At 70.4% G+C, this 26240-nt stretch carries 27 protein-coding genes and 1 pseudogene; 21 read left to right on the forward strand and 7 right to left on the reverse strand.

All coding sequences use genetic code 11. The features are described from left to right. The first annotated feature begins 40 nt into the window (after window positions 1–40). The gene (locus ACLBWX_RS05310; RefSeq protein ID WP_447676029.1) at window positions 41–424 is read left to right on the forward strand and encodes a hypothetical protein; all 384 of its coding nucleotides are present in this window, start codon (window positions 41–43) and stop codon (window positions 422–424) included. Window positions 425–562: 138 nt separating this feature from the next. After that, window positions 563–1285, forward strand: a complete 723-nt coding sequence (locus ACLBWX_RS05315) for a YidB family protein (protein ID WP_447676030.1) — start codon at window positions 563–565, stop codon at window positions 1283–1285. A 7-nt stretch (window positions 1286–1292) separates the two neighbouring features. Here the strand turns inward: ACLBWX_RS05315 and ACLBWX_RS05320 are convergent, their stop codons facing one another. After that, on the reverse strand, window positions 1293–2696 hold the full coding sequence (locus ACLBWX_RS05320; RefSeq protein WP_447676031.1) for a diguanylate cyclase domain-containing protein: 1404 nt from the start codon (window positions 2694–2696) through the stop codon (window positions 1293–1295). 241 nt (window positions 2697–2937) lie between these two features. After that, on the reverse strand, window positions 2938–3837 hold the full coding sequence (gene mutM, locus ACLBWX_RS05325) for a bifunctional DNA-formamidopyrimidine glycosylase/DNA-(apurinic or apyrimidinic site) lyase (RefSeq protein WP_447676032.1): 900 nt from the start codon (window positions 3835–3837) through the stop codon (window positions 2938–2940). A 216-nt stretch (window positions 3838–4053) separates the two neighbouring features. Here mutM and ACLBWX_RS05330 point away from each other — a divergent pair, with 216 nt between their 5' ends. The 5 genes from ACLBWX_RS05330 to ACLBWX_RS05350 all read left to right on the forward strand — a co-directional run bounded on the left by ACLBWX_RS05330 (window position 4054) and on the right by ACLBWX_RS05350 (window position 9007). After that, on the forward strand, window positions 4054–4674 hold the full coding sequence (locus ACLBWX_RS05330) for a hypothetical protein (RefSeq protein ID WP_447676033.1): 621 nt from the start codon (window positions 4054–4056) through the stop codon (window positions 4672–4674). Window positions 4675–4756: 82 nt separating this feature from the next. Beyond that, on the forward strand, window positions 4757–5512 hold the full coding sequence (gene ubiE, locus ACLBWX_RS05335) for a bifunctional demethylmenaquinone methyltransferase/2-methoxy-6-polyprenyl-1,4-benzoquinol methylase UbiE (protein ID WP_447676064.1): 756 nt from the start codon (window positions 4757–4759) through the stop codon (window positions 5510–5512). Between the two features lie 61 nt (window positions 5513–5573). Beyond that, a complete protein-coding gene (gene ubiB, locus ACLBWX_RS05340; RefSeq protein ID WP_447676034.1) occupies window positions 5574–7130 on the forward strand; it encodes a 2-polyprenylphenol 6-hydroxylase in 1557 nt (518 codons plus the stop codon). A 47-nt stretch (window positions 7131–7177) separates the two neighbouring features. Next, the gene (gene coaBC / locus ACLBWX_RS05345; protein ID WP_447676035.1) at window positions 7178–8449 is read left to right on the forward strand and encodes a bifunctional phosphopantothenoylcysteine decarboxylase/phosphopantothenate--cysteine ligase CoaBC; all 1272 of its coding nucleotides are present in this window, start codon (window positions 7178–7180) and stop codon (window positions 8447–8449) included. Between the two features lie 270 nt (window positions 8450–8719). Next, complete coding sequence (locus ACLBWX_RS05350; protein ID WP_447676036.1) at window positions 8720–9007, forward strand: hypothetical protein; 288 nt, start codon at window positions 8720–8722, stop codon at window positions 9005–9007. 43 nt (window positions 9008–9050) lie between these two features. Here the strand turns inward: ACLBWX_RS05350 and ACLBWX_RS05355 are convergent, their stop codons facing one another. Together ACLBWX_RS05355 and speB are read right to left on the reverse strand one after the other, a co-directional pair. Next, complete coding sequence (locus ACLBWX_RS05355; RefSeq protein ID WP_447676037.1) at window positions 9051–9686, reverse strand: glutathione S-transferase family protein; 636 nt, start codon at window positions 9684–9686, stop codon at window positions 9051–9053. A 51-nt stretch (window positions 9687–9737) separates the two neighbouring features. After that, window positions 9738–10727 (reverse strand): agmatinase, encoded by a 990-nt coding sequence (gene speB / locus ACLBWX_RS05360; RefSeq protein ID WP_447676038.1) that lies wholly within the window; start codon window positions 10725–10727, stop codon window positions 9738–9740. A 241-nt stretch (window positions 10728–10968) separates the two neighbouring features. Here speB and rpsT point away from each other — a divergent pair, with 241 nt between their 5' ends. The 5 genes from rpsT to ACLBWX_RS05385 all read left to right on the forward strand — a co-directional run bounded on the left by rpsT (window position 10969) and on the right by ACLBWX_RS05385 (window position 16429). Further along, entirely contained in the window at window positions 10969–11235 is a 267-nt protein-coding gene (gene rpsT / locus ACLBWX_RS05365) for a 30S ribosomal protein S20 (RefSeq protein ID WP_056190238.1), read from the forward strand. A 554-nt stretch (window positions 11236–11789) separates the two neighbouring features. Continuing rightward, window positions 11790–13304 (forward strand): chromosomal replication initiator protein DnaA, encoded by a 1515-nt coding sequence (gene dnaA, locus ACLBWX_RS05370; protein WP_447676065.1) that lies wholly within the window; start codon window positions 11790–11792, stop codon window positions 13302–13304. Window positions 13305–13493: 189 nt separating this feature from the next. Beyond that, window positions 13494–14615, forward strand: coding sequence for a DNA polymerase III subunit beta (dnaN, locus tag ACLBWX_RS05375; protein WP_447676039.1), 1122 nt, complete (start codon window positions 13494–13496; stop codon window positions 14613–14615). Between the two features lie 61 nt (window positions 14616–14676). Next, window positions 14677–15804, forward strand: coding sequence for a DNA replication/repair protein RecF (gene recF, locus ACLBWX_RS05380; RefSeq protein ID WP_447676040.1), 1128 nt, complete (start codon window positions 14677–14679; stop codon window positions 15802–15804). 13 nt (window positions 15805–15817) lie between these two features. Further along, window positions 15818–16429: a LysE family translocator gene (locus ACLBWX_RS05385; protein WP_447676041.1), complete on the forward strand. Its 612-nt coding sequence runs from the start codon at window positions 15818–15820 to the stop codon at window positions 16427–16429. Window positions 16430–16484: 55 nt separating this feature from the next. Here the strand turns inward: ACLBWX_RS05385 and ACLBWX_RS05390 are convergent, their stop codons facing one another. Then, window positions 16485–16691: a type II toxin-antitoxin system VapB family antitoxin gene (locus ACLBWX_RS05390; protein WP_447676042.1), complete on the reverse strand. Its 207-nt coding sequence runs from the start codon at window positions 16689–16691 to the stop codon at window positions 16485–16487. Window positions 16692–16844: 153 nt separating this feature from the next. Between ACLBWX_RS05390 and recQ the strand changes: the two genes are divergently transcribed. From recQ to ACLBWX_RS05435, 9 genes and pseudogenes are all read left to right on the forward strand, one after another. Then, window positions 16845–18695 carry a DNA helicase RecQ gene (recQ, locus tag ACLBWX_RS05395; RefSeq protein WP_447676043.1) on the forward strand — a complete coding sequence of 617 codons (1851 nt, stop codon included), beginning with the start codon at window positions 16845–16847 and terminating at the stop codon, window positions 18693–18695. Window positions 18696–18866: 171 nt separating this feature from the next. Then, on the forward strand, window positions 18867–20030 hold the full coding sequence (locus ACLBWX_RS05400; protein ID WP_447676044.1) for a hydrolase: 1164 nt from the start codon (window positions 18867–18869) through the stop codon (window positions 20028–20030). Between the two features lie 111 nt (window positions 20031–20141). After that, window positions 20142–22367: a phosphoribosylformylglycinamidine synthase subunit PurL gene (gene purL / locus ACLBWX_RS05405; RefSeq protein WP_447676045.1), complete on the forward strand. Its 2226-nt coding sequence runs from the start codon at window positions 20142–20144 to the stop codon at window positions 22365–22367. 34 nt (window positions 22368–22401) lie between these two features. Beyond that, window positions 22402–22638, forward strand: a complete 237-nt coding sequence (locus tag ACLBWX_RS05410; protein WP_447676046.1) for a BolA family protein — start codon at window positions 22402–22404, stop codon at window positions 22636–22638. A gap of 23 nt (window positions 22639–22661) precedes the next feature. Beyond that, window positions 22662–22784, forward strand: a pseudogene (locus tag ACLBWX_RS05415) (DUF29 domain-containing protein); the annotation flags it as partial. Between the two features lie 173 nt (window positions 22785–22957). Beyond that, the gene (locus ACLBWX_RS05420) at window positions 22958–23137 is read left to right on the forward strand and encodes a hypothetical protein (protein ID WP_447676066.1); all 180 of its coding nucleotides are present in this window, start codon (window positions 22958–22960) and stop codon (window positions 23135–23137) included. Between the two features lie 76 nt (window positions 23138–23213). After that, entirely contained in the window at window positions 23214–23555 is a 342-nt protein-coding gene (gene grxD, locus ACLBWX_RS05425) for a Grx4 family monothiol glutaredoxin (RefSeq protein WP_447676047.1), read from the forward strand. A 131-nt stretch (window positions 23556–23686) separates the two neighbouring features. Next, on the forward strand, window positions 23687–24586 hold the full coding sequence (locus tag ACLBWX_RS05430) for an NAD(P)/FAD-dependent oxidoreductase (RefSeq protein ID WP_447676048.1): 900 nt from the start codon (window positions 23687–23689) through the stop codon (window positions 24584–24586). 445 nt (window positions 24587–25031) lie between these two features. Then, window positions 25032–25247 (forward strand): hypothetical protein, encoded by a 216-nt coding sequence (locus ACLBWX_RS05435; RefSeq protein WP_447676049.1) that lies wholly within the window; start codon window positions 25032–25034, stop codon window positions 25245–25247. On the opposite strand, the gene ACLBWX_RS05440 is transcribed toward ACLBWX_RS05435, so the two are convergent. Next, window positions 25244–25582: a hypothetical protein gene (locus tag ACLBWX_RS05440; RefSeq protein WP_447676050.1), complete on the reverse strand. Its 339-nt coding sequence runs from the start codon at window positions 25580–25582 to the stop codon at window positions 25244–25246. The two genes, ACLBWX_RS05435 and ACLBWX_RS05440, sit on opposite strands and share 4 nt — an antisense overlap. Further along, window positions 25579–26240 (reverse strand): IS5 family transposase (locus tag ACLBWX_RS05445; protein ID WP_447676051.1); only part of this gene is annotated, 662 nt, incomplete at its 5' end. The genes ACLBWX_RS05445 and ACLBWX_RS05440, both read right to left, overlap by 4 nt.

A 26240-nucleotide genomic window follows, 5' to 3' on the forward strand; every position in this document is an offset into this window, starting at 1 on the left:
GTTCGGGATCAGACGTCCCCTCGTGCCCGGAGACCGTCCCGTGGACCGCATCCCGTCTCCCAGGTCGCGCTCGTCCCGTCCGGTCTTCCGGCCGCGCGCCGGCGGCGCGGTGACCGCCCTGTTCCTGTCCGGCCTCGCCCTCTCGGGCGCCATCGGCCTGCTCGTCGGCCCCGCGAGCCTGCGCCCGGCCACCGCGCAGACGGTGGCTAATCCGAACGATCAGCCGACCCCCGGCACGCTGCCGGGCCGCGACAACGCCGCCGGCGCCGCCGAGCGGCCCACCGGTCAGGTCGCGCCGCCGAAGGCGATCTCGGCCACGACCGCCGTCACCGCCTCGGGCGCCAAGTCGGGGGCGCGCACCAATCCGCTCGACCACCTTCCGGCGAAGGATCGCGCGGCCACCGGCGGAACCCGCCGCGACTAGTGCGCTTTCCGACGCCGCGGTTGCCGGCTCGTCGAACGAAAGTGCATCGAAACACGAGTCTCGAGGCGTGACCCGATCCCACGCGGTCGGGCGCGGCTCTCTCACCACCGCCCTCAGGCGACATACGGGAGAAGCGCAATGGGTCTGCTGGATCAAGTCATCGGCGGTGTCCTCGGGCAGGTGCTCGGCGGCGGGCGCGAGCCCGAGCGGGGCGGCCAGGGCGGTGGTCAGGGCGGCGGCATGCTCGGCGGCGCGATGTCGCCGATCGTCCAGGCGCTTCTCATGCTGCTCATGTCGAAGGGTGCCGGCGGCCTCGGCGATCTCCTCGGCGGCGGCCATCGCGGCGAGGCGCGCGCCCCGCGCGGTGACGACGGCGGTGACATCGGCGGCTTCGGCCAGGACTGTGGCCAGGGCGGCGGCTACGACCGTGACGACCGCGGCGAGGCACCGCCCCGGTCCGGCCGCGAGGGTGACTTCAGCGACCTGTCCGGCATGCTCGACGGCCCGGGCGACCGTGCCTCGGCCCCGGAGGGCCGCAGCGCCGGCGCCGGCCCCTACGCGCAGCTCGACCACGAGGCCCAGGACGGTCGGAGCGGCCTCGACGGGCTGATCGACCGCTTCCAACGGGGCGGCCTCGGCGACGTCATCGAATCCTGGATCGGGCATGGCGAGAACCGCCCGGTGGCGCCGGACCGCCTCGCCGACGCCCTCGGCTCCGATACGGTGAACGCCCTGGAGCAGCGCACCGGCCTGAACCGCGACGACCTGCTAGCGCAACTGGCCCAGGCGCTGCCCCAGGTGATCAACGGGCTGACGCCGCAGGGCCGTCGGCCGACGGGCGAGGACGTCCGCGGCTGGTGATCCGCCGTCAGGCCGGGCCGAAGCGCATGCCGGCCTCGTAGAGCCGGAAGGTGTTCCGGCCGGCATCCTTGGCCCGGAACAGGGCGAGGTCGGCATGCCGGCACAGGAGGTCGGGATCCGTCCCGTCCTGCGGCGCCACGGCGACGCCGACGCTGACGCCCACCGTCACGCTGGTGCCGTCGAGGTCGATCGGCTGAGACACCACCTCGATCAGCCGCTGGGCGAGGGTGCGGATGCTGCTTCCCACCACCGGGCCGGTCTGGATGATCACGAATTCGTCGCCGCCGATCCGGGCCACGGTGTCCCCGGCCCGGACCAGGGCGCGCAGGCGATCCGCCACCGCGCGCAGCAGGGCGTCGCCGGCCTGATGGCCGAGGGTGTCGTTGACGAACTTGAACCGGTCGAGGTCGAGGCACAGCACGGCGAAGCTGGCGCCTTGGCGCTGGCTCACGGCGAGTTCCTGGACCAGACGCTCGTGGAACAGCGTCCGGTTCGCCAGGTCGGTGAGCGCGTCGTGGCGGGCCATGTGGGCGATCTGGAACTCGGCCTCCTTGCGGGCGCTGATGTCGCGCGCCGCCGCGACGTAGCCCGTCGCCCGCGCACCCTCGTCGTCGTAGGTGAGGTTGAAGTTGATCTCGACCCAGATCCAGCTGCCGTCCTTGCGTCGATAGCGCTGGGTCGCCACCGCACGGGTCACGCGTCCCTGGCAGAGGTCGTCGAGCAGCCGGCCATAGGCCTCGGCATCGGCCGGATGGACCTGATCCAGGGGCTTCGTGCCGATCAGGTCCTTCGCCTCGTAGCCGAGGAGGGTCCGGGAGGCGGGCGAGACGTAGCGGCGCACGGTGTCGAGGGTCGCCCAGACCACCATGTCGGAGCTGTTCTCGGCGAGCAGCCGGTAATGGGCCTCGCGCTCGCGGAGTTCCGCCTTGGCCCGGTGGAGGCTCAACTGGGCGCAGACGACGGAGGCGAGATCCTGCAGCCGGGCGCAATCCTCCGGCGTGAACCGGCGCGGCACGCGGTCGAGAACGCAGAGGATGCCGACGCGCAGGCCGACCTGCGTGACGAGCGGCGCGCCGGCGTAGAAGCGCACGTGCGGCGGCCCGACGACCAGCGGACTGTCCCGAAAGCGCGGATCGGTCCGCGCGTCTTCCACGACGAACACGTCGTCGGACAGGATGGCATAATTGCAGAACGCGCCCTCGCGCGCCGTTCCGTCGAGGTCGAATCCGCACTTGGCGACGAAGCGCTGATGGTCCTGCGCCACCAGCGAGACGTAGGAGATCGGCATGCCGAACAGGGCCGCCGCCGTCCGGCAGAGGGCGTCGAAATGCGGCTCCGGTTCGGCCTCCAGGAGATCGAGGTCCCGCAGGGCCTTGAGGCGGTCGGCTTCGTTGCTCGCTTGGGGGTACATGCGTGCCCAGGATTCCCGCGGACCGGTGCACCCGACCGAGCCGACCCGGCGCCTCCCGCGGGCCGGAACCGGCCCGATTGTCTCGGGCCGAAAGCTCTCGTCGTGTGGTTGAAGATAGGTCTTCCGAAGAACCGGGTCGTCGTTCTTCGGACCTCATCCTCGCACCGAATCATCAAATCAGCTTTAACGGGCCGCATCCGACGATGTTCGGAACGAAACGACCGGCCTTCTTCGGACCCCGTTATTTTGCGGGGTGGGCCTGGCAGGTCGCGCAGAAGAACGTCGACCGGCCGGACTGGACGATTCGCTCGATCTTGCCAGTACATCCCTTGGCCCCACACGCATGGCCGACCCGGTCATAGACCCGAAAGGCGTGCTGGAAGGCGCCGCTGGCGCCGTCGGTCCGGGCATAGTCGCGCAGGGTCGAGCCGCCGGCCGCCACCGCTTCCGTCAGCACCTCGCCGATGACCTTGGCGAGGCGCCGGGCCTTCGGGGTCGGCGTCCCATCGGGCTTGGCGAGGAGCCCGGCCCGCATCTCGGGATGCAGGCCCGCCCGGTGCAGGGCCTCGCAGACGTAGATGTTGCCCAGACCGGCGATCAGGCGCTGGTCGAGGAGCGCGGCCTTCAGCGGCGTGATCCTGTTGCGGAACAGGCGCGCGACGGCGTCCGGCGTGAGGGCCTCGCTCAGGGGCTCGATGCCCATGCCGGCGAAGTGGCGGCAGGTGCTCAGCGACCCGGTCGGCACGAGGTCCATGAAGCCGAAGCGCCGCACGTCGTTGTAGGTCACCGTCGACCCGCTCGACATCGCCATGACGACGTGGTCGTGCTTCGCGTTGCCCTGCGCGCCCTCCAGGTAGAAGTCGCCGGGCGAGAGGTTGCGTCCGTCCGGAAGGGCCACGTCGAAGCGGCCGCTCATGCCCAGGTGCATGATCAGCGACTCGCCGGACTCGAGGCCGGCCACGAGGTACTTCGCCCGGCGGGCGAGGTCCGTCACGGTGCGGCCCTCCAGGCGCTCGGCGAAGCGGTCGGGAAACGGGAAGCGCAGGTTCGGGCGTCGCAGGATCACCCGGCTGAAGCGGGCGCCCACCAGGGCCGGCGCGAGGCCGAGGCGGACGGTCTCGACTTCGGGAAGTTCGGGCATGACATCCTTAATCGCGTGCGGAAGCGCTAGTCCTCCAGATGGGCATGGGGGAGGCCGCCGGCCATGCCGGAACGGTTGCTCCGGCGACGGAGCGCGAGCCGTCATTTCGGCGCCGCACAACCTGAAATTGGGTAATCCTTCGGGTTCACGCGTCAGGATGCCAACGGTCGCGGACATCGATTTCGGCGGACGCGACCTCAACCCGGCAGAATCGACGTGATCTCATCCCTGCGTCCAGGGCTGACGGCTCTCACCCTCCTGCGGCAATCGTCGGCATCGGCACCGGCGGGAAAGCCGGATCCCGGCCGGAACGTCCTCCTGTCGCCATCCGCGGACCACGGCCTGCGCAGCATCGACGCCGAGGCCAGCGCCGCCCTGTTCAGCGTGAACCGGCCGAATCCTCTGAAGGAGATGGTCGCGATCCTCGACCACGTCGGGCGGGTGTTGGGTATCGAGCGCGACGCCTGCGCGACGCAATCGGACTTCATGACGGCGGTCCGGGATGCCTTCACGGAGTTGAAGGCCCATCCGGACGACCCGGCCAGGATCGACGCGATCGCCGCGCGCCTGCATCTCGACCCCGACACCGTCTCGGTCCTGAAGCAGGAGAAGACGCCCGAGAAGCTCGTTGGATTGATCGAGAAAGTCCTCGGCCTGGATCGCCTCGGCCTGTCGCTGGCCACGGTGATCCGGGCGGGCGCCGATCCGGACTCCGTCGCGGCGGATACGGCGCGAGCGGCCCTGTTCGAGCGGGCGAAGAGTGGCGAGGACAGGATCACGTGGAGCCACCTGGGTCCGTATCGTCCGGCCACGGCCGTCGGCCGGGCACTCGGGTAGTTCGGGAGAAACCGGTCTGTGCGATCGCGCCTGATGGCACTCTCGGCCCGGCTTCGCTATGGAGGCGGCCATGGAGAAGCCCATGGCCACCGACGAGACCACTGATTTCGGCTTCGAAAGCGTCGCGCTCGACGAGAAGCAGGGACGCGTCGACGACGTCTTCCGCTCCGTGGCGAAGCGCTACGACCTCATGAACGACCTGATGTCGGGTGGCCTGCATCGCGCCTGGAAGTCGCACCTGATCTCGATGCTGCGGCCGCCGCGCAACCGGCCCTTCCGACACCTCGACGTCGCCGGCGGCACCGCCGACATCGCCTTCCGCGCCCTGGAGGCCGGCGGCCCCGGGACGCACGCCACCGTCCTCGACATCAACGAGGCCATGCTGCGGGTCGGCGCCGAGCGCGCAGGAAACCGCTTCCCGGGGCGGATCGACTTCGTGACCGCCAACGCCGAAGCCCTGCCGCTGCCCGCGGAACGGTTCGACGCCTACACGATCGCCTTCGGCATCCGGAACGTGCCGCGGATCGACAAGGCCCTGGCCGAGGCGCACCGGGTGCTCAAGCCGGGCGGCCGCTTCCTCTGCCTCGAATTCTCGAAGGTCGACCTGCCGGTGCTCGACCGGATCTACGACGCCTACTCGTTCCACGTGATCCCGCGGCTGGGCGCCCGCGTGGCCGGTGACGCGGATTCCTATCGCTACCTCGTGGAATCCATCCGCAAGTTCCCCTCCCCCGGCCGGTTCGCCGGCATGATCGAGGCGGCGGGCTTCCGGCACGTGAGCCACCGGTCGCTGACCGGCGGCATCGTGGCGGTCCATTCCGGGTGGAAGGTCTCGTGACAGCGGGTTCCTTGACGGCGGATCTTGTGACGGCGGATCTTGTGACGGATTGGGCCGCCTGATGCTCGGTGCCGTCGTTCACCTGGTCCGGGGCGCGCATGTCGGCTTCGTGCTCGCCCGCGAGGGCGCGCTCGCCCTGGTTGATTCCGCCGACCTGCCCCCGCACCTGCGCTTCGTCCTGCGGATCGGGCGGATGCTGGAGCGTCCCGGCCTCGGTGCCGGCGCCGGACCCCTCCAGCGCGCGCTGACGCGCCTCGGGCCCAGCTACGTCAAGTTCGGGCAGTTCCTGGCGACCCGCCCCGACATCGTCGGCATGGCGGCGGCCCGCGATCTCGAGACCCTGCAGGACCGCGTCCCCCCGTTTCCGCAGGCGACCGCGATCCGCCTCGTCGAGGCGGCCCTGGGCAAGCCGGTGGCGCATCTCTTCGTCTCGTTCAGCCCGCCCATCGCGGCGGCCTCGATCGCGCAGGTCCACAAGGCCCATGTCCTCGACGCCGACGGCGCCGAGCGGGTGCTGGCGATCAAGATCATGCGCCCGGGCGTGCGCGAGCGCTTCCAGCGCGATCTTCAGGTCATGCGCTTCATGGCCGGCGTGGTCCACGCGCTGTCGCCCCAGGCCGAGCGCCTGCGCCCCCGCGAGGTGGTGGAGATCCTCGCCCGCTCCGTCATGATGGAGATGGACTTCCGGCTCGAAGCGGCCGCGATGTCCGAACTGGCCCAGAACACCAAGGACGATGCCGATTTCCGCGTCCCCAAGCCCGACTGGGAGCTGACCGCCCGCGACGTGCTCGCCAGCGAGTGGATCGAGGGCATCCGCCTGAACGACCGTGCCGCCATCGTGGCGGCCGGGCACGACCCCAGGGCCGTCGGCCGGGCGGTGATCCAGTCCTTCCTGCGCCACGCGATCCGGGACGGCTTCTTCCACGCCGACATGCATCCCGGAAATCTGTTCGTCGATCCGACCGGCACCCTGGTGGCCGTCGACTTCGGCATCATGGGTCGGCTCGGCCAGATGGAGCGGCGCTTCCTCGCCGAGATCCTGCTCGGCTTCATCCTGCGCGACTACAAGCGGGTGGCCCAGGTGCATTTCGAGGCCGGCTACGTCCCGGCCCACCACTCGGTCGAGGATTTCGCCCAGGCGATCCGGGCGATCGGAGAGCCGATCCACCAGCGCAAGGCCGACGAGATCTCGATGGCCAAAGTGCTCACCCTGCTGTTCGACATCACCGCTCTGTTCGACATGAGCACCCGCACCGAACTGGTGATGCTGCAGAAGACCATGGTGGTGGTGGAGGGCGTCGCCCGCTCCCTCGATCCGCAACTCGACATGTGGACCGGGGCCGAGCCCGTGGTGCGCTCGTGGATCGCCCGCAACCTCGGTCCCGTGGGGCGCGTCGAGAGCCTCGGCCGCGCCGCGCTCACCATCACCGACGTGGTCTCGGACATTCCCGACCTCGCCCAGCGCCTGCGCCGCATCCTGGTGCGCCTGGACGAGCAGGGGGCGAGCGAGGCCGGCCGCCTCGACATCTTCGCCCGGGCCGAGCGCAAGCGAGCGGTCTGGTCGACGGTGGCCCTGTGGGGCATCGCCATCGGTGCGCTGGTGATGGCGTTCCGGTAGCCTGCCTCGCAACGATCCCTCCGGCTCGTCTCCCAAGGGTTTCACCCATGACCCGCCCGCTCCAGAACCGCCGCATCCTCCTCGTCATCGGAGGCGGCATCGCCGCCTACAAGGCGCTGGACCTGATCCGGCGCCTGCGCGAGCGCGGGGCGCAGGTGCGCCCGCTCCTGACCAAGGGCGCCCAGGAATTCGTGACGCCCCTGGCCGCGGCGGCCCTCGCCGGCGAGCGCGCGCATACCGACCTGTTCGACCGGGCCGAAGAAGCCGATATCGGCCACATCAAGCTGGCGCGGGATGCGGACGCCATCGTGGTCGCGCCCGCCACCGCCAGCCTGATGGCCCGCATGGCCACGGGCGAATCCTCCGACCTCGCCGCCACGGTGCTGCTGGCCACCACCCTGCCGATCCTGATCGCGCCGGCGATGAACGTGCGGATGTGGCAGCACCCGGCGACGCAGCGCAATCTCGCAACCCTGCGCGGCGACGGCGTCCGCGTGGTCGGCCCGAACGAAGGCGCCATGGCCGAGGCGGAGTTCGGACCCGGCCGCCTCGCCGAGCCGGCCGAGATCGCCGACGCGGTCGAGGCGATGCTCGCCGAGGCGCGGCCGGCCTCGGGCTTCGGCTTCCTCGCGGGACGCGGAGCCACGGCCGAGCCGCCGGCCGGTCCGCTGGCCGGCCGGCGGGTGCTCGTCACCTCCGGTCCGACCCATGAGCCGATCGATCCGGTGCGCTACCTCGCCAACCGCTCCTCCGGGCGCCAGGGCCACGCCATCGCCGCCGCCGCCGCCGCAGCCGGCGCGACCGTGACCCTGGTCTCCGGTCCGGTGGCGATCCCCGACCCGCCGGGCGTGCGGGTCGTGGCGGTCGAGACCGCCCGCGAGATGCTGGCCGCGGTGGAGGCCGCGCTGCCGGCCGACCTCGCGATCTTCGCCGCCGCCGTCGGCGACTGGCGCCCGGCCGAGACCCGGGACTCGAAGATCAAGAAGGACGGCGCCGCGCCGGCGCCCCTCGCCCTGATCGAGAATCCCGACATCCTCGCGACCATCGCGGAGCGTTCGGCCGGGCGGCCCCGCCTCGTCGTCGGCTTCGCGGCGGAGACGGACGCGGTCCTCGACAACGCCCGTGCCAAGATCGCCCGCAAGGGCTGCGACCTCATCGTCGCCAACGACGTCTCGCCCGCCGGCGGCGTCATGGGCGGCAGCGCCAACACCGTCCACCTCGTCGGGCGCGACGGCCGCGTCGAGACCTGGCCGACCCTCGACAAGGACGAGGTCGGACGCCGGCTGATCCGGCATTTCGCCGACCTGTTGGGCGCCTGATCCACAGTCGCCGCGAAAGCCGGCGGAGCCGATCCGGTGCTGGCGCGTTAAGGCTTGACTAACGTCTCCCGCCGCATCATCTCGGCGTCGTTCGCACGTGCAGCACATTCGCTCGCCCGCGCGGCTCCACAGGAACTCCCGACCCCAATGCCCAGCGACAGTAGTCGATGGACCGCGCCGCCGATGGCCCTCCGCGAGACCCGCGCCTGATCGCTTGATCGGGCTCGCCCGCGACCGGCCCCCGATGGCCCGGTCGAACGAGGTGAGCCGATGACCTTCTCGAATGCCCTTCCACGCCTGCGCGTCGCCGTAGCGCCCGTGCGGACCCTGAGCTTCCGCCGCGCCGACGGCGCGTCGCCGGTGCGCGTCAAGACGCGTCGCCCCAAGGTCCGCAAGGCGGCCTCGGGCGACGCCAACGTGGCCCTGATCATGGCCGTGATGATGACCCTGGTCTTCGGCCCGGTGATCGGCGTCCACCTGATCGCCGCCTACGCCCCCACCGCGCCGGCCTCCGACGTGGCGGCCCGCAGCACCGCAACGGCGCTGCCGCCGGGCTGAGGGCTTTCTCGGCCCCGTCGGACTCCCGGGATCGGCCCTGGGATCACCCCCGGGCCGCCTCCAGCTCCGCCGAGAGCGCGGCTTCGGCCGCCATGACGGTTCCGACCGCCGGCCGGGCGTTGATGCGGGCGAGGTAGGCCATGATCGCGGGCTCCTCCGGCACGAGCTTGAAGCTCGTGGTCCAGTTCAGCGCGGAGCCCCAGAGCACGTCGGCCGCCGAGTGCCGCTCGCCGAGGAGGTAGGGACCGGGCGTGAGCGCATCCACCACCGTCTTCAGCACCGCATCGAAATCGCCGTAGGGCGACATCGCCCTGGGGCCGGGCTCGCGCTGGAGAGCCCGGTCGACCACCGCCGGCTCGAAGCTCGATCCGTAGAACACCATCCAGCGCAGGTACGGTCCCCGCAGCGGGTCGCCGATCGGCGGGGCGAGGCCCCGCTCCGGAAACAGGTCGGCGAGGTACAGGTAGATCGCCGCCTGCTCGGTGATCAGCGCATCGCCGTGGCGCAGGGCCGGGACCTTGCCCAGGGGATTGACCCGCAGATAGGCGGCATCCCGCGCCTGTCCCGACCGCAGGTCGCGGACATCGAGCCGGTGCGGCGCGCCGAGCTCCTCGAGCAGGATGCGCACCCCGGAGGAGCGCGTCTGGGGCGAATGGTAGAGGATCAGGTCGGCGTCCAAGGTCGGCTCCTCCGAATCAGCGGTGCAGGCTTTCGATTCGGATCCCCCGCGTCAATCGCGCCGCAACGCGACGGCCTCCGCCAGGAGGCACAGGATCTCGAAGGCGAGGGTCGCCCCGGCGTGCGCCGTCACCCCGGAGGGATCGAGGGGCGGGGCGACCTCGACGACATCCGCGCCGACCAGGTCGAGGCCGCGCAGGGCGCGGACGATCTGCAGCGCCTCTCGGGACGTAAAGCCGCCCATCTCGGGCGTCCCGGTGCCGGGCGCGTAGGCGGGATCGAGAGCGTCGATGTCGAAGCTCAGATAGGCCGGGCCGGCGCCGACGACGGCGCGGGCCTCGGCCAGAATCTCCGGCAGGCCGCGCGCGAGGACCGCTTCCATGGGCAGGATGCGCACGCCCTGAGCGAGGGCCCAGTCGAGCTCGTCCGCCGAATCGGTGCTGCCGCGCAGGCCGATCTGCACCATCCGCCGCGGGTCGAGGACGCCGTCCTCGATGGCGCGGCGGAACGGGGTGCCGTGGGTCAGGCGGGTGCCGTCGTACTGACCGTCATCCGTGTCGCTGTGGGCATCGATGTGGATGAGGCCGACGGGCCGGGGCCGCCCGAGGGCGCGCAGCACCGGGTAGGTGACGAAGTGGTCGCCGCCGACCGAGAGGGGCACGATGCCGGCCTCCGCCAGGGGCCGGTAGAAGGCCTCGATCGCCCGGGCGGTCGCCGCCACGTCGATGGGATTGACCGGCACGTCGCCGAGATCGGCGCAGGCCGCGAGGTCGTAGGGCGCGATGCCCGTGACGGCGTTGCGGGCGCGGGTGCCGGTGGAGGCCTCGCGCACCCCGCGCGGACCGAGCCGGGCGCCGGGCCGGTTGGTGGTGGCACCGTCGAACGGGATGCCGACGAGGCCGATATCGATTCGCCCCGGTGCCGCCTCGGGATCGACGTGGGGCAGGCGCATGAAGCTCGCGAGCCCGGAGAACCGCGGCGTCGCCATCCCTGAGTGCGGGCGATGCCGCGCGATCCGTGCCTGATCCGCCGCGCTCAGCATGAAGTCTCCTCGTGACAGGGGATGGCGATGGCGGCGAACCGGCTTTCCGCGCCGGGCCGAAGACGGCACGATGACGTTCCGTTGACGGATCGGCAACGCGTGGCTATAGAGCCCACATCGCCGACGGGCGCGCACACCGCGATCGTCGGCTTCGCCATTGCCCGAACAACCTGCACGCGATCCACCGACATCTCAGCCCGCGGGCTCGTCGCGATCGCCTCAAACGTGACGAGGATGCCCCATGGCCAACACCGTGTCGGCCAAGAAAATGACCCGCAAGATTGCGAAGCGCACCGCGGTCAACCGCTCGCGTCGCAGCCGCATGCGCACCTTCGTCCGCAAGGTCGAGGAGGCCATCGCCACCGGTGATCAGTCGAACGCGCTGACCGCCCTCCGCGCAGCAGAGCCCGAGATCATGCGGGCCGCCCAGCACGGCATCGTGCACAAGAACAACGCCTCCCGGAAGGTGTCGCGCCTCGCCGCGCGGGTGAAGGCGCTCGCCGCCTGAGCCATCCTTTCAGCAGTGACGCGAAGAAGCCCGGCAGCGATGCCGGGCTTCTTTCGTTTCGGCCGTCCCGATGCAGTGTCCGGAGGCCGCCTTCCCGGTCCCGATCCGTTCCGTACGGTTCGGAAGGACGCAGTTGCGATCGGACTCCCGAATCAGGACAGTTTCGGTGATAAGACGTTAACGCTAACCGAAATCTGTCTCGTTGCGACCTGTCGGGGCCGAGTGTAGCTTAACGATGTCTCACGATGAACCAGCAAATCCTCCACACCGGTGAGTCCAGGCCGAATCGTCCACAAGGTGGGATGCTCGCCTCGACTCTGGCCCCGAACCCCAGGCCGGAATTGCTGCAATTTTTGCTATCCCCGTAAGTCCCGTTGTTAGGAGAACCGTAGCTTATTGTTGATAGGCTTGCTTCATCGACAAAAGCCACTCCAGAGCCTGTTGACTCTGGCCCGGCATTATGGGTCTCGCGAATACCTCGCGGGGCGCGACGTCAGTCAAGTGTGCGTACGTACCGGTGGCGGCCCTCCGCTCTCGGCACGAGGAGAGCGATGATGCATGTCGACGGAAGCGTGTCCGGCAATGCCGAGATGGGCATGAGCGGCGTGAGCGGTCCCGATATGGTGGCCGCCTGGGCCCGGGTGAAGCGCCGCCTGCGGGCGGAACTGGGCGAGGATGTCTTCGCGAGCTGGTTCGCCAGGCTCGAGCTGGTGGAGGTCGTCGACGGGACCGCCCGCCTCACGGTCCCGACCCGATTCCTCAAGAGCTGGATCGAATCCCACTATCTCGATCGGGTGCTGACCACCTTCCGCAGCGAGGTGGAGACCGTCTCTCGCCTCGACGTCTCGGTGCGCGGCCCCTCCGCCGCCGCCCGACCCGTCGCGAGCGTCCCGAAGACGGCGAGCAGCGCGGCGAGCCCCCTGGCCCGCCTGCAATCCGTCAACGCCGCGATGCCGTCGCACGGCAACGCGATGGGCGCCGCCGAGGGCGAGTCGATCCAGGCCCCGCGCGGCGACGCCGGCGGCGACCTCAACGGCGCGCCCCTCGACAATCGCCTGACCTTCGCGAGCTTCGTCGTCGGCCGCTCGAACGCCCTGGCTCACGCCGCCGCCGAGCGCGTCGCCCGTCACGATGGCCAGGGCGCGCTCTACAACCCGCTCTACTTCCATGCCGGGGTCGGCCTGGGCAAGACCCACCTCCTGCACGGCATCGGCCACGCGGCCCGCGAATCCGGCCGCCGGGTGATCTACCTCACGGCCGACCGCTTCATGTACGGCTTCGTGAACGCCTTGAAGACCCAGAACGCCCTCGCCTTCAAGGAGCGCCTGCGGGCGATCGACCTGCTCATCCTCGACGACGTGCAGTTCATCCAGGGCAAGTCGATCCAGGCCGAGTTCGGCCACACCATCAACGCCCTGATCGATGCCGGCCGCCAGGTCGTCGTCGCCTCGGATCGTCCGCCCACCGAGCTCGAGGCCCTGGAGGAGCGCGTGCGCTCGCGCCTGGCCGGCGGCCTCGTGGTCGAGATCGGCAGCCTCGACGAGCAGCTGCGCACCTCCATCCTGTCGGCGCGCCTCGCCGCCGTGCAGGTGTCGCACCCGAACTTCGAGGTCTCGCCGACGGTGGCCACCTACGTCGCCCGGGCGATCACGGCCAATGGCCGCGACCTCGAGGGCGCCGTGAACCGGCTCCTGGCGCACGCCACCCTCACGGGCACCGCCGTGACCATGGAGACTGCCGAGACCGCGATCCGCGACCTCGTGAAGAACCGCGAGCCCAAGCGCATCAAGATCGAGGACATCCAGAAGCTGGTGGCCTCGCGCTACAACGTCTCGCGCTCCGACATCCTCTCCGAGCGGCGCACCGCGGCCGTGGTCAAGCCGCGCCAGATCGCGATGTATCTCTCGAAGGTCCTCACCCTGCGTTCGCTGCCCGAGATCGGCCGCCGCTTCGGCGGGCGCGATCACACCACGGTGCTGCACGCCGTGCGCAAGATCGACAAGCTGATCGGCGAGGACAACGTGCTGAACGACGAGGTCGAGCTCCTGAAGCGCATGCTCCAGGATTGAGGCACGCCGGGGCGTCGCGGGTCGCCGCGACGCCCCGAATCATCTGCGGGATAGCCGGCCTCTCGCACTTGCGTTCGCCGGGAGGCTTCGCCAAGTTCAGCGGCCACGGTGCCAGGGCGCACGCGGGACCGGGGCGCGTCGATCGCGCGCCTCCCGGCGACGCCCGACGAGAGACCACGAGTTCAGACCATGAGAGTCACTGTCGAGCGTGCGGCCCTCCTTCGGTCGCTCGGCCACGTGCACCGCGTGGTGGAGCGGCGGAACACCATCCCGATCCTCTCCAACGTGCTCCTGCGCTGCCACGCGGACGGCCTCGAGCTGAAGGCGACCGACCTCGACATCGAGGTCACGGAAACGATCCCCGCCGACGTGGTGGATGCCGGCGCCACCACGGTGCCCGCGCACGTGATCTACGACATCGTCCGCAAGCTGCCCGACGGCGCGCAGGTCTCGCTGGAGACCAGCGGCGAGACCGGGCAGATGACGATCCGCTCCGGCCGCTCGCGCTTCTCCCTCGGCGCCCTGCCCGAGGGCGACTTCCCGGACCTCGCCGCCGGCGAGCTTCCGACCCGCTTCGTCATCGCGGCCTCGGACCTGAAGCGCCTGATCGAGAAGACGCAGTTCGCGATCTCGACGGAGGAGACGCGCTACTACCTCAACGGCATCTATCTCCACACCATCGAGGTGGAGGGTGCGCTGCGCATGCGCGGCGTCGCCACCGACGGTCACCGCCTCGCCCGGGTCGAGATCGAGGCGCCCGAGGGCAGCCGCGACATGCCGGGCATCATCGTGCCGCGCAAGGCGGTCGCCGAGATCATCAAGCTGGTCGAGGATGGCGGCGAGAGCGTCGAGATCGACCTGTCGCCCGCCAAGATCCGCTTCAAGTTCGCCAGCGGCGTGGTCCTGATCTCCAAGCTGATCGACGGCACCTTCCCGGACTACCAGCGCGTCATCCCCGCCGGGAACGACAAGTTCCTCACCGTCGAGCGCGAGGTCTTCGCCAAGGCCGTCGACCGCGTCTCGACGATCTCGTCGGAGCGCGGCCGCGCGGTGAAGCTCGCCGTCCAGGAGGGCCGCCTCGCCCTCTCGGTGAACAACCCGGATTCCGGCAGCGCCACCGAGGAGCTCGACGTCGACTACGACGCGCCCGCCCTCGATATCGGCTTCAACGCCCGCTACCTCCTCGACATCACCAGCCAGCTCGAGGGCGACACCGCCCTGTTCAAGCTCGCCGATCCCGGCTCGCCGACCCTGATCCAGGACCGCGAGGGCGCGCCGGCGCTCTACGTGCTGATGCCGATGCGGGTGTGATCGTCGCGCCGCCGCGTCGCGGCGCGAGACAGGCCCGGGCCGATCGGCTAAGGGCAGACGGGTGCGCCTCACCCGTCTGATCTGCCGCGATTTCCGGAATCACACCGACCTCGACCTCGCGGTCGACCGCCGCTTCGTCGCCCTGGTGGGCGAGAACGGGGCCGGCAAGACCAACCTCCTCGAAGCGATCTCGCTGTTCTCCCCCGGGCGCGGCCTGCGCCGGGCCGATCTCGCGGCCATGCCGCGCATCGGCGGGCCGGGCGGCTTCGCCGTCTCGATGACCCTGGCCGGGGACGAGGCCGAGCACCGGATCGGGACCGGCTACGAGCCGCCCGGCCTCGACGGGCGCGCCGCCCGCCTGTGCCGCATCGACGGCGCCACCGCGCCCTCCCCCGTGGCCTTCTCGGAGTTCCTGCGGGTGGTCTGGCTCACCCCGGACCTCGACGGCCTGTTCCGCGGACCGGCCGGCGACCGGCGCCGTTTCCTCGACCGCCTCGTCCTGGCGGTCGACGCCACGCATGGCGCCCGCGTCAACGCGATGGAGCGGGCCCTGCGCTCGCGCAACCGGCTCCTCGACGAGCGGCCGAACGACGGCCAGTGGCTCGACGCCATCGAGCGCGAGGTGGCCGAACTCGGAGTCGCGGTCGCGCTGGCCCGCCGGGAGACCGCCGAGCGCCTGGACCGCCTCATCGCCGAGGGACGCGACGATGCCCAGCCCTTCCCCTGGGCCGGCCTGCGCCTCGAGGGCGACCTCGACGATCTCGTGGCGGTGTGGCCGGCGATCGAGGCAGAGGACCGCTTCCGCATGGCTCTCCGCCAGGGTCGCAGCCGAGACCGGGCCGCCGGGCGCACCCTGAGCGGACCGCAGACCAGCGACCTCGTGGTCCGTCACGGCCCGAAGGACGTGCCCGCCGCCACCGCCTCCACCGGCGAGCAGAAGGCGCTCCTCATCGGCCTGGTCCTCGCCCATGCCCGCCTCGTCCAGGCCATGAGCGGCCTGTCACCCGTGATCCTCCTCGACGAAGTCGCCGCCCATCTCGACCCGCGCCGGCGCGCCGGGCTCTTCGACGCCCTCGAAGCGCTGCAGGGGCAGGTCTGGATGACGGGCGCCGACCCGGCGCTGTTCGGCGAACTGGACGGGCGGGCGGATATGGTGAAGGTCGCGGACGGGCGGATCGCCCAGGACTGACACGCGCCGGACCATGCCCCTCTCCAGCCTCGCCCTCTTCGCGCTGATCTATGCCGGTGCCGTGGCCTCTCCCGGGCCCGGGATCGCCGCGCTCGTGGCCCGGGTGATGACCGCAGGCACCCGTGGCATCGTCGGCTTCGTCCTGGGGATGATCGTCGGCGATCTCGTCTGGTTCGGCATCGCCGCCTGCGGCTTCGCGCTTCTGGCGCAGGCCTTCGCATCCGTCTTCGTCGCCCTGAAGGTGGGCGGCGTCCTCTACCTCGGCTACCTGGCCTGGAAGACCTGGAACGCTCCCGTGGACGCGCTCGTGCCCGTCGCCTCTGCGCGCCGGGATGCCCTGCGCGCCTTCCTGGGCGGGCTCGCGATGACCCTGGGAAATCCGAAGGTGATCCTGTTCTTCCTCGCACTCCTCCCGAGCGTCGTCGATCTTTCGCACCTTTCCCCGCTCGGCCTCGGCCTGATGGCCGCGACCCTGGTCCTGGTGCTCGCGACGGTGCTCGGCCTCTACGTCCTCGCGGCCGACCGCGCCCGGCGGGCCTTCACCTCGCGGCGGGCCCGCCGCCGGTTGAACCAGGGTTCCGCCACCGTCATGGCCGGTGCCGCGACCGCGATCGCCCTGCGCTGAAAGTCAGGCGAGAGCCGCGGGGATAGCGTCGGATGCCTCGTTTAGGTCTTTGCCGTCAGCCGACTCGATACCTGGTGCCGCTCCGAGTACTTTTTTGGATCGGGCGAAGTTGCATAGGGCCGAGGTGTGCGGCGGCCCGCGCTCCAGGCGCTCGACCTCGTGGGCCAGCCTGGCGCACCACCTCGGTCTTGCCGACCTTGGCCCGCGCCGCCACCTTCTCCGCGAGGCGATTGACCTCCTCGCTTCGGATGGTCAGAGGCATTATGCCGGTCCCCCGATAGACCCGTCGCCTGTGTAGACGCCGCGAGCGTATTGCCGACACACCGGGGCCCCAATCCGCCCGCCCGTTCACCGCCCGCCCGTTCACCGCCAGACCGTTCACCGCCAGACCGTTCACCGCCAAGCCAGGATGCCCATGACAAGCCGCCTCGACGAGGCTCGCGCCGCGTTGAAGACCACCTTCGGCTACGACGATTTTCGCCCCGGCCAGGGCGAGGTGATCGGCGCCGTCCTCGATGGAACCGACGTCTTCGCGGTGATGCCCACGGGCTCCGGCAAGTCGATGACCTACCAGCTCCCGGCGCTGGTGGAATCCTCGCTGACGGTCGTGGTCTCGCCGTTGATCGCCCTGATGCACGACCAGGTGCAGCAGATGCTCGGCTTCGGCGTCGCCGCCGCGACCCTGAACTCTTCGGTGGCCGAGGCGACGTCCCGCGAGACCTGGCGGCAGATCCGCTCCGGCGACCTGCGCCTGCTCTTCGTCTCGCCCGAGCGCCTGATGATGGAGGGCCTGATGGACGCCCTGCGGGGCGCGGGCGTGCGCCGGCTCGCCGTCGACGAGGCGCATTGCGTCTCGCAATGGGGGCACGATTTCCGGCCCGAGTACCGGGATCTCGCGCGGGCTCGGGAGGCACTGGGCAACGTCCAGACCGTGGCGCTCACCGCCACCGCCGACAAGGCGACCCGGGCCGACATCACCGAGCGGCTGTTTCCGGCGGGGCGCGCGCTGAAGGCCTTCGTCCATTCCTTCGACCGGCCGAACATCCGCCTGACCTTCGTGCCGAAGGACAACCCGACCCGCCAGATCGAGCGCTTCCTCAAGCACCGCCGCTCCGAGAGCGGGATCATCTACTGCTCGTCGCGCAAGCGCACCGAGCAACTGGCCGAGACCCTGGCCAAGGACGGCTTCAACGCCCTGCCCTACCATGCCGGCCTCGACCAGGGCACGCGCATGCGGAACCAGGACACCTTCCTGCAGGAGGACGGCGTCGTGATGACCGCCACCGTGGCCTTCGGCATGGGCATCAACAAGCCCGACGTGCGCTTCGTCTGCCACGCCGACATGCCCTCCAACGTCGAGGGCTACTATCAGGAGATCGGCCGCGCCGGCCGCGACGGCCTGCCGGCCGACACGCTCACCATCTACGGCCTCGACGACATGGCCCTGCGCCGCCGCCAGATCGACGAGAAGGAGGTGCCGGACGAGCGCCGCCGCGTGGAGCGGCGCAAGCTCGAGGCGATGATCGCGCTCTGCGAGGGCGCCACCTGCCGGCGCCAGTCGCTGCTCGGCTATTTCGGAGAAGGCAGCGAACCCTGCGGGCGCTGCGACCTCTGCCGCTCGGGCGTCTCGCTCATCGACGCCACGGTGCCGGCCCAGAAGCTGCTCTCGGCCATCGTCCGCACCGGCCAGCGCTTCGGTGCGGCCTATGTCTGCGACGTGGTCCACGGCAAGGACACCGACACGATCCGCCGCAACGGGCACACCGCGCTCAAGACCTTCGGAGTCGGCGCCGACAAGCCGATCGCCGCCTGGCGGGCCATGCTGCGGCAGCTCTTCGCCGCCGGGGCCGTCACCGAGAACGGCGACGGTTTCGGCGGCCTCTCGCTCACCGACAAGGGCGAGGCGATCCTGTTCGGCCGCGAAGCCATCCAGATGCGGCCCGACCCGGAACCCAAGGTGGCCGAGCCGCGCGACCGCAGGCGCGGGGCGGGCCGCGAGGAGGCAAGCCTCGACCTCGACCCGGCCACGGAGGCCCTGTTCCAGCACCTGCGCGGCCTGCGCGCCACCATCGCCCGCGCCGAGGGCATCGCCGCCTTCATGGTGTTCCCCGACCGGACGCTGATCGAGATGGCGCGCACCAAGCCCGTCGACCTCTATGCCCTGCGCACCGTGCACGGGGTCGGCGAGCGCAAGCGGGAGGCCTATGGCGAGCGCTTCGTCACGGCGGTGGCCGATTTCCTCTCCCACGCACCGGCCGTCCGATAGGGAACCGGACCCTCCCGGCCGGCACCGGCCTGATGCGCTTTCGCACTCGTCTTTCCCAATCGGCTTCGTGTAGGGACGGGCGCGGCCGGGATCGCAAGCAGAGAATCGAACGGGTCTCCCATCATCACGCCTTCAGAGCCGCCCGCCACGGTCGCCCGTCAGGTCTTCTACATGCCGGGCTTCGACCCCCGCGAACCCGAGACCTATTGGGGCCTGTTCCGGCGAGAGGCCCGGCTGACGGCCGTCCGCCGCGGAATGGCGATCACGGTCGGGGACCCGGAGCGGACCGCCGACGGACTCGCCGTCGACTGGCGCGTCGACCTCGACGGGCACGCGACGCACTACACCCTCCTGCGCTGGGACGACATCGTCGGCGCCCGCTTCCCGCGCTCGAACGGGCGCCGGCTCCTCGCGGTGCCGGCCCTGTGGTGGCGTCTGATCCGGTCCGGCTACATCCGGCCCTTTCGCCGCGAGGCCCGGCGCTTCGCCCGGGTCATCGTCGGCGTTCACCTGATCTACCTGTTCCTCGTCGTCCTGAGCCTCGGCCTCGCCGCGGTCGCGGTCGCCCTGGTGCCCGGCCCGGACTGGACCTGGAAGCTCCTCGCGATCCCGGTCCTGGCCTACGGGCTCCTCGCCCTGCTGATGCGGGCGACCCGCGGCAAGCCGTTCTACGTGGCGCACCTCGTCGACGACACCGCCTTCACCCACGATCATGCCGGCGGCGGCGATGCCGGCATGCGCGCGCGGCTCGACGCCTTCGCGTCGATCATCCGGGGGGCGGAGGGCAAGGCCTCAGAGATCGTCGTCATCGGCCATTCCTCGTCGAGCTTCCTCGGCCTCGAGGCCCTGGACCGGGTACTCACCGCCGATCCCGAATTCGGCCGGCGCGGCACGCCGGTCTCCTTCGTCAGCATCGGCAGCGTGATTCCCTGGATCACCCTCGACCCCCGCGCCGCCGAAACCCGCGGCGCCCTCGCCCGCGTGGCGGCCTGCGAGGCCATCCGCTGGCTCGACGTGCGGGCGAAGTGGGACTGGCTCTCGGTGCACCGGCGCAATCCGCTCAGCGCCTCGAAGCTGCCGGCGCCCATCGCCCATCGCCCCGTCGAGATCCATGTCCGGATCGAGGACCTGATCGAGCGGCGCATCATCGCACGGCGCAAGTGGAACCTGTTCCGGATGCACTTCCAGCTGCTGATGTCGAGCCGCGATCCGGAGGCGTTCGACTACATCGCCTTCGTGGCCGGCCCGGCGCCGGTCCACGATCTGATCCGGCGCTGGCGCGACGTGAAGGAGCAGCCCAAGGGCCTGATCTTCGAGGAAGAGCCGGCGGATTAACCCACCGGGAGCCGGCCCGATCCGCGATCGCGTGTTGCCAGGGCGCGGCGTTCCGCTTTAGAGCCGTCACGCACGGCCGGACCCGGACGGGGGCCGTGTCGAGAGGGTCGCATGTTCCGCAACGATGTTCCGATCACCCCCGAACTGGTCCGCCAGCACGGCCTGACGCCGGACGAGTACGCCCGCTTCCGTGGCTTGATCGGGCGGGACCCGACCCTGACCGAGCTCGGCATCGTCTCGGCGATGTGGAACGAGCACTGCTCCTACAAGTCCTCCCGCAAACACCTGCGCGGCCTGCCGACCTCGGCGCCCTGGGTGATCCAGGGACCGGGCGAGAACGCGGGCGTCATCGACATCGGCGACGGACTCGCCTGCGTGTTCAAGATGGAGAGCCACAACCACCCGAGCTTCATCGAGCCCTACCAGGGCGCGACGACCGGCGTCGGCGGCATCCTGCGCGACGTGTTCACGATGGGCGCGCGCCCGATCGCGGCGCTCAACGCGCTCCGCTTCGGCTCGCCGGACCATCCGCGCACCCGCCACCTCGTCTCCGGCGTCGTCGCGGGCATCGGCGGCTACGGCAACTCCTTCGGCGTGCCGACGGTGGGCGGCGCCATGGGCTTCCATCCGCGCTACGACGGCAACATCCTCGTCAACGCCATGGCGGTGGGCCTCGCCCGCACCGACGGGATCTTCTACGCGGCCGCCACGGGCGTCGGGAACCCGATCGTCTATCTCGGCTCGAAGACCGGGCGCGACGGCATCCACGGCGCCACCATGGCGTCGGCGGAGTTCGACGACGCGTCCGAGTCGAAGCGCCCCACGGTGCAGGTCGGCGACCCCTTCGCCGAGAAGCTGCTGCTGGAAGCCTGCCTCGAGCTGATGGCGTCCGGCGCCGTGATCGCGATCCAGGACATGGGCGCCGCCGGCCTGACCTGCTCGGCGGTCGAGATGGGCGCCAAGGGCGACCTCGGGGTCGAGCTCCACATCGAGAAGGTGCCCGCCCGCGAGGCCGGCATGACCGCCTACGAGATGATGCTCTCGGAGAGCCAGGAGCGCATGCTCATGGTGCTCAAGCCCGGCATGGAGGCGCAAGCCGAAGCCATCTTCGTGAAGTGGGGCCTCGACTTCGCGATCATCGGGCACACCACCGACACGCTCCGCTTCGTCGTGAAGCATGACGGCGTCGTCATGGCCGACCTGCCGATCAAGGAGCTCGGCGACGAGGCGCCCCTCTACGACCGGCCCCACATCGCCAACGCGCACCGGCCGGTGCTCGATGCCGCCGACGTGCCCGAGACGGTGGGCAGCGCCGAGGCCCTGAAGCGCCTCGTCGGCTCGCCCGACCTGTCGTCGAAGCGCTGGGTCTACGAGCAGTACGACCATTTCATCGGCGGCAACACCGTGCAGAAGCCGGGCGGCGACGCCGCGATCGTGCGCGTGGAGGATGGCCCGCGCGGCCTCGCCATGACCGCCGACGTCACGCCGCGCTACTGCGAGGCCGACCCGGTCGAGGGTGGCCGCCAGGCCGTGGCGGAGGCCTGGCGCAACATCACGGCGGTCGGCGGACGCCCGCTCGCCATCACCGACAACCTGAATTTCGGCAACCCCGAGAAGCCCGAGGTGATGGGCCAGCTCGTCGGCTGCCTCAAGGGCATCGGCGAGGCCTGCAAGGCCCTCGACTTCCCCGTCGTCTCCGGCAACGTCTCGCTCTACAACGAGACCAACGGCGTCGGCATCCTGCCGACCCCGACCATCGGCGGCGTCGGCGTCCTCGACGACGTGACGCGCCACGCCACCCTCGACCTCAAGCGCGCCGGCGACGTCCTCGTGCTGATCGGCGAGACCGCCGGCTGGCTCGGCCAGTCGGTCTACCTCGCGGTCATCGCCGGGCGCGAGGAAGGGGCTCCGCCGCCGGTCGACCTCGGCGTCGAGCGCCGCAACGGCGACTTCGTGCGCGGGCTCATCACGTCGGGTCTGGTCGACACCGTCCACGACCTCTCCGACGGCGGCCTCGCCGTGGCGCTCGCCGAGATGGCGATGGCCGGCGGCATCGGCGCCGCCCTCCCCGAGGTGCCGCAGGGGCTGGCGACCCACGCCTACCTCTTCGGAGAGGACCAGGCCCGCTACCTCCTCGCCGTCGACCCCGAGACCGCGCCGGACCTCCTCTACAGCGCCACCGCACAGGGGGTGCCGGCCGCGGTGATCGGCGTGACGGGCAACGACCATTTGACCCTGCCGCACGGCGAGACCATATCGGTGGCCGAGTTGCGCGAGACCCACGAGGGCTGGCTGCCGGCCTACATGGCGAGCCAGCCGGCCGGCGTTCCCGCCTGAAGTCCCACCTTTCCGATCGTCAGGAGCCAACCCGATGCCGATGGATGCGCGCGAGATCGAGGCGATGATCCGCGAGGCGCTGCCCGACGCCCGGATCGAGATCAAGGACCTGGCCGGCGACGGCGACCACTACGCCGCCACGGTCCTGTCCGCGGCCTTCGAGGGCAAGACCCGGGTCGCGCAGCACCAGATGGTCTACGGGGCGCTCCAGGGGCGGATGGGGGGCGTGCTCCACGCCCTTGCGCTGACCACGGGCGTCCCGCAGGATTGAGGGGCGCGAACCCGGGCCGACCCATGGACCAGCCGAGCCTCTACGACGACGACATCGTGCGTTGGGCCGAGCAACAGGCCTCGACCCTGCGCGAACTCGCCCGCCGGCCGGACCTGTCGGACATCCTCGATTGGGAGAACGTCGCGGAGGAGATCGAGAGCGTGGGCCGGTCTCAGGTTCACGCGGTGGAAGGTCGCTTGCGCAGACGCTGGCCCACCTGCTCAAGCGTCTTTCCGCGCCCGATACCGGGGTCGTCGAGCACTAGCGCAAGGAAGCCGGGACGTTTCAGATCGCCGCGAGAGCCCGTTACGAGCGCTCGATGCGCCAGCGTCTGGACTGGGATAAAGTCTGGTCCCTGGCGCAGGCGCAGGCCAAGCTGGACCTCACAATCTACGGCGACAGTCTGCTCCCTCATCTGCCGTCCCGATGTCCGCTGGGGCCAGGCGAACTTCTCGCCAGCCCGTTCGACATCGATGCCGCCCTGCGGCGGATCGCGTAGGCGGCGGCCTTGAAATCCGAACAAGAATCCTGAACTCAAGCCTGAACGCCCACGACCCGAGACGAACGAGGACACCATGACCGACGTCAACACCGCGATCGAGAACGAGATCAAGTCCCAGGACGTGGTCGTGTTCATGAAGGGCACGCCGCAATTCCCGATGTGCGGCTTCTCGGGCCAGGTCGTGCAGATCCTCAACTACCTCGAAGTGCCGTTCAAGGGCGTGAACGTCCTCGACGACATGGCGATCCGCGACGGCATCAAGGCCTTTTCCAACTGGCCGACGATCCCGCAGATCTACGTGAAGGGCGAATTCGTTGGCGGCTGCGACATCACCCGCGAGATGTTCCAGTCGGGCGAACTGCACCAGTTCCTGTCCGAGAAGGGCATCCCCGTGAAGGCACCGACCGCCGCCTGAGGCGCGTCACCCCCGGGGACGGAACGAGGGCGCGGACGCGCCCTTTTTCCTGTCCGCGGGGCAGACGACCGAACATCCGCCCCGGTCGCGCCGTTGAGCCTCGGACAGTCCGGACCGGGGAGCGGCACGACATGCGCGACGTCATCATCGTCGGCGGCGGCCCCGCGGGGCTCAACGCGGCGCTCATCCTCGGCCGCTGCCGCCGCAACGTCCTGCTCTGCGATGCAGGGCACCCGCGCAACGCGGTCACGCCGCGGAGCTGGGGCGTCTTCACCCGGGATGGGACTCCGCCCCTGGAACTGCGGGCGCAGGCCGAGGCCGACCTCGCCCGGTACCCGAACGTGGAGCGGCGTGCGGCCGAGGTCACACGGGCCGAGCGCCGGGACGAAGGCTTCGCGGTCGTGCTCGCCGACGGGACCCGAGAGACGACCCGCAAGCTGATCCTCGCCACGGGCCTGCACCAGGCCCTGCCCTCGGTCGAGGGCTTCGGGGACTATTGGGGCCATGGAGTCCATTCCTGCCCCTATTGCGACGGCTACGAGAATCGGGACCGGCCCCTCGTGGTCTACGCCCATGGCAAGGCCGCCAAGGGCATGGCTCTGGAACTGACGGTCTGGAGCGACGACGTCACCCTCTGCACCGACGCCCATCCGACCGATTTCTGCGCGCACGACCGGACGCGCCTCGGCCGCCACGGCATCCGCATCGTCGAGGCGCCGATCCGGCGCCTGGAGGGCGATGGGCGCCAGCCGCAACGCCTCGCCTTCGCGGACGGCACCACCCTGCCCTGTCACGCGGTCTTCCTGATGCCGATGCCGTGCGACCCTTCCGACCTGATCACCCAGCTCGGCTGCGACCTGACCCACAAGGGCGTGGTGCCCACGGGCGAGTACGAGACCACGAACGTGCCCGGCCTGTTCGTCGCGGGGGACGCCTCCCGCCGGGTTCAGTTCGCCGTGGTCGCCGCCGCCGAGGGCGCCATGGCGGCCTTCGCGGTCAACACAGAGCTCCTGCGCGAGGACGTGGCCTGACCGTCGACGCGGCGGACCATCTCCGGATCTGCCACGACGGCGGATCGCGCCTCATCCGCGCCGATCCGGACGGCGACATCGAGCGCGTGCCGCCGGGTCGCGATAGGCCCACGGCCCCAGGGGCGCCTTCGGCGCGTGCGCCAGCGACCCCGTTCATCACCACCGGAACGCGTGGCCGCGACCCCGCCATCGACCCAATGGCCGGGCGCCGCCTCGCCGTCGGGACCGCGGTCGTCGGGCTGCTGGCCGGACTCTCCCGCGACGGGCGAACACTGTAATGGGTGCGCTGCCGCACGGCGTTAACCTTCGGCGGCGGGCATACGTAAATTAAGGGTAAATAATCGTCGGCTTTCGGAACTTATTGCCGTTGTCCACATTATCTGCCAATTACGGGTCCTGCGGCTCCCTCCGGGAGCCATTCAGGACCTCGGGTCCGGTGACCGCCATGCCAGTGTTCGAAGCCAAGAACCTCGATGCCGATTTCGAAGGCTTCGCCTTCCTGACGGCGATCCTGCATCCCTCCGCGGAGGCTCAGACCCGGGCTCTGACGCATGGCCGCAGCCGTGCTGCACGCGGCTCGATGATCGCCGATCCCCTGACGATCGAGCCACGGTTTCCCGCGCGTGGCGCCGAGACCGAGATCGAGGCGCAGGCCTCCTAGCAGGGTGTTGAAGAAGTCGGCCAACGGCAGGCGATGAAGGGGATTTCGTCGCCGCGGTGGACGCGGATTTCGCCGCGAAGCGAGCCGTCGGCCTGGACCTCGGCCGATCCCGAGCCGCAGACCGCGTCCATCTCGTCATTGCCATTCCAGTCGAACGCGATGGCGGCGCGTGCACTCCCGCGGGTGGCTCCGCCAGCGAAAGCTCCGGTGACACACCCGAAGGCGAACGCACCGCGGCCGTCCTCGAAGAGGATGTAGGCTGGCTCGACCATATCGGCGTAGTCGTCCTCGTAGCCGGGCAGCTCGACGATCCGGCACTTGCCCAGGACGCTCACACCGGAGCTCCGAGCAGCTTTGGCAGGCGGACGAGGTTGTAGGCCGCAGCCGTCAAGGCGAAGGCCCATCCGACCTTGTCGCGGCCTTTGAAGCGGGCCTTGCGCAGGCCGCCGACGGTCTTGATCCAGCCAAAGCCCTCCTCGATGCGTTTGCGGATCTTCTGGCTCCGACCGTAGCCGGCGTGGCGGGTGGTTCGTCCGTCGATGGAGGAGCGGCGGCCGTTGGTGTTCCGGGCCACGTGCGCGCGCACGTTCATCGACCTGAGCTCGTTGACGAAGTCCTCGGCGTCATAGGCCTTGTCGGCACCCACCGAGATCGCCTTGGGCCGATCCGCCCTTGGCTCGATCATCGACAAGGCCGCGATCCGCTCGGCGTGACCGTTCGCCAAGGTCAGGCGGGTGTCCACGATCAGGCCGGAGCGGTTCTCCATCAGGGTATGGCCGATGAAGCAGAGCTTGGCCTCCATCCCCGGACCCTTGCGGTAGAGGCGGGCTTCTCGGTCCGTGGTGCTTTCGTGGGTCTCGTTCGAGCGCGCCTGCCCCCTGAAGTCGACCTCGACGTTGCGCCCGCCGGCGGACGGCGGCGGCGGATCTTTCCCTTGATCGTTGCCGCCCTGATCCTTGGGCTTGAAGCTCTTGATCGACGCCCAGGCCTCGA

Source organism: Methylobacterium sp. M6A4_1b, from assembly GCF_053345175.1.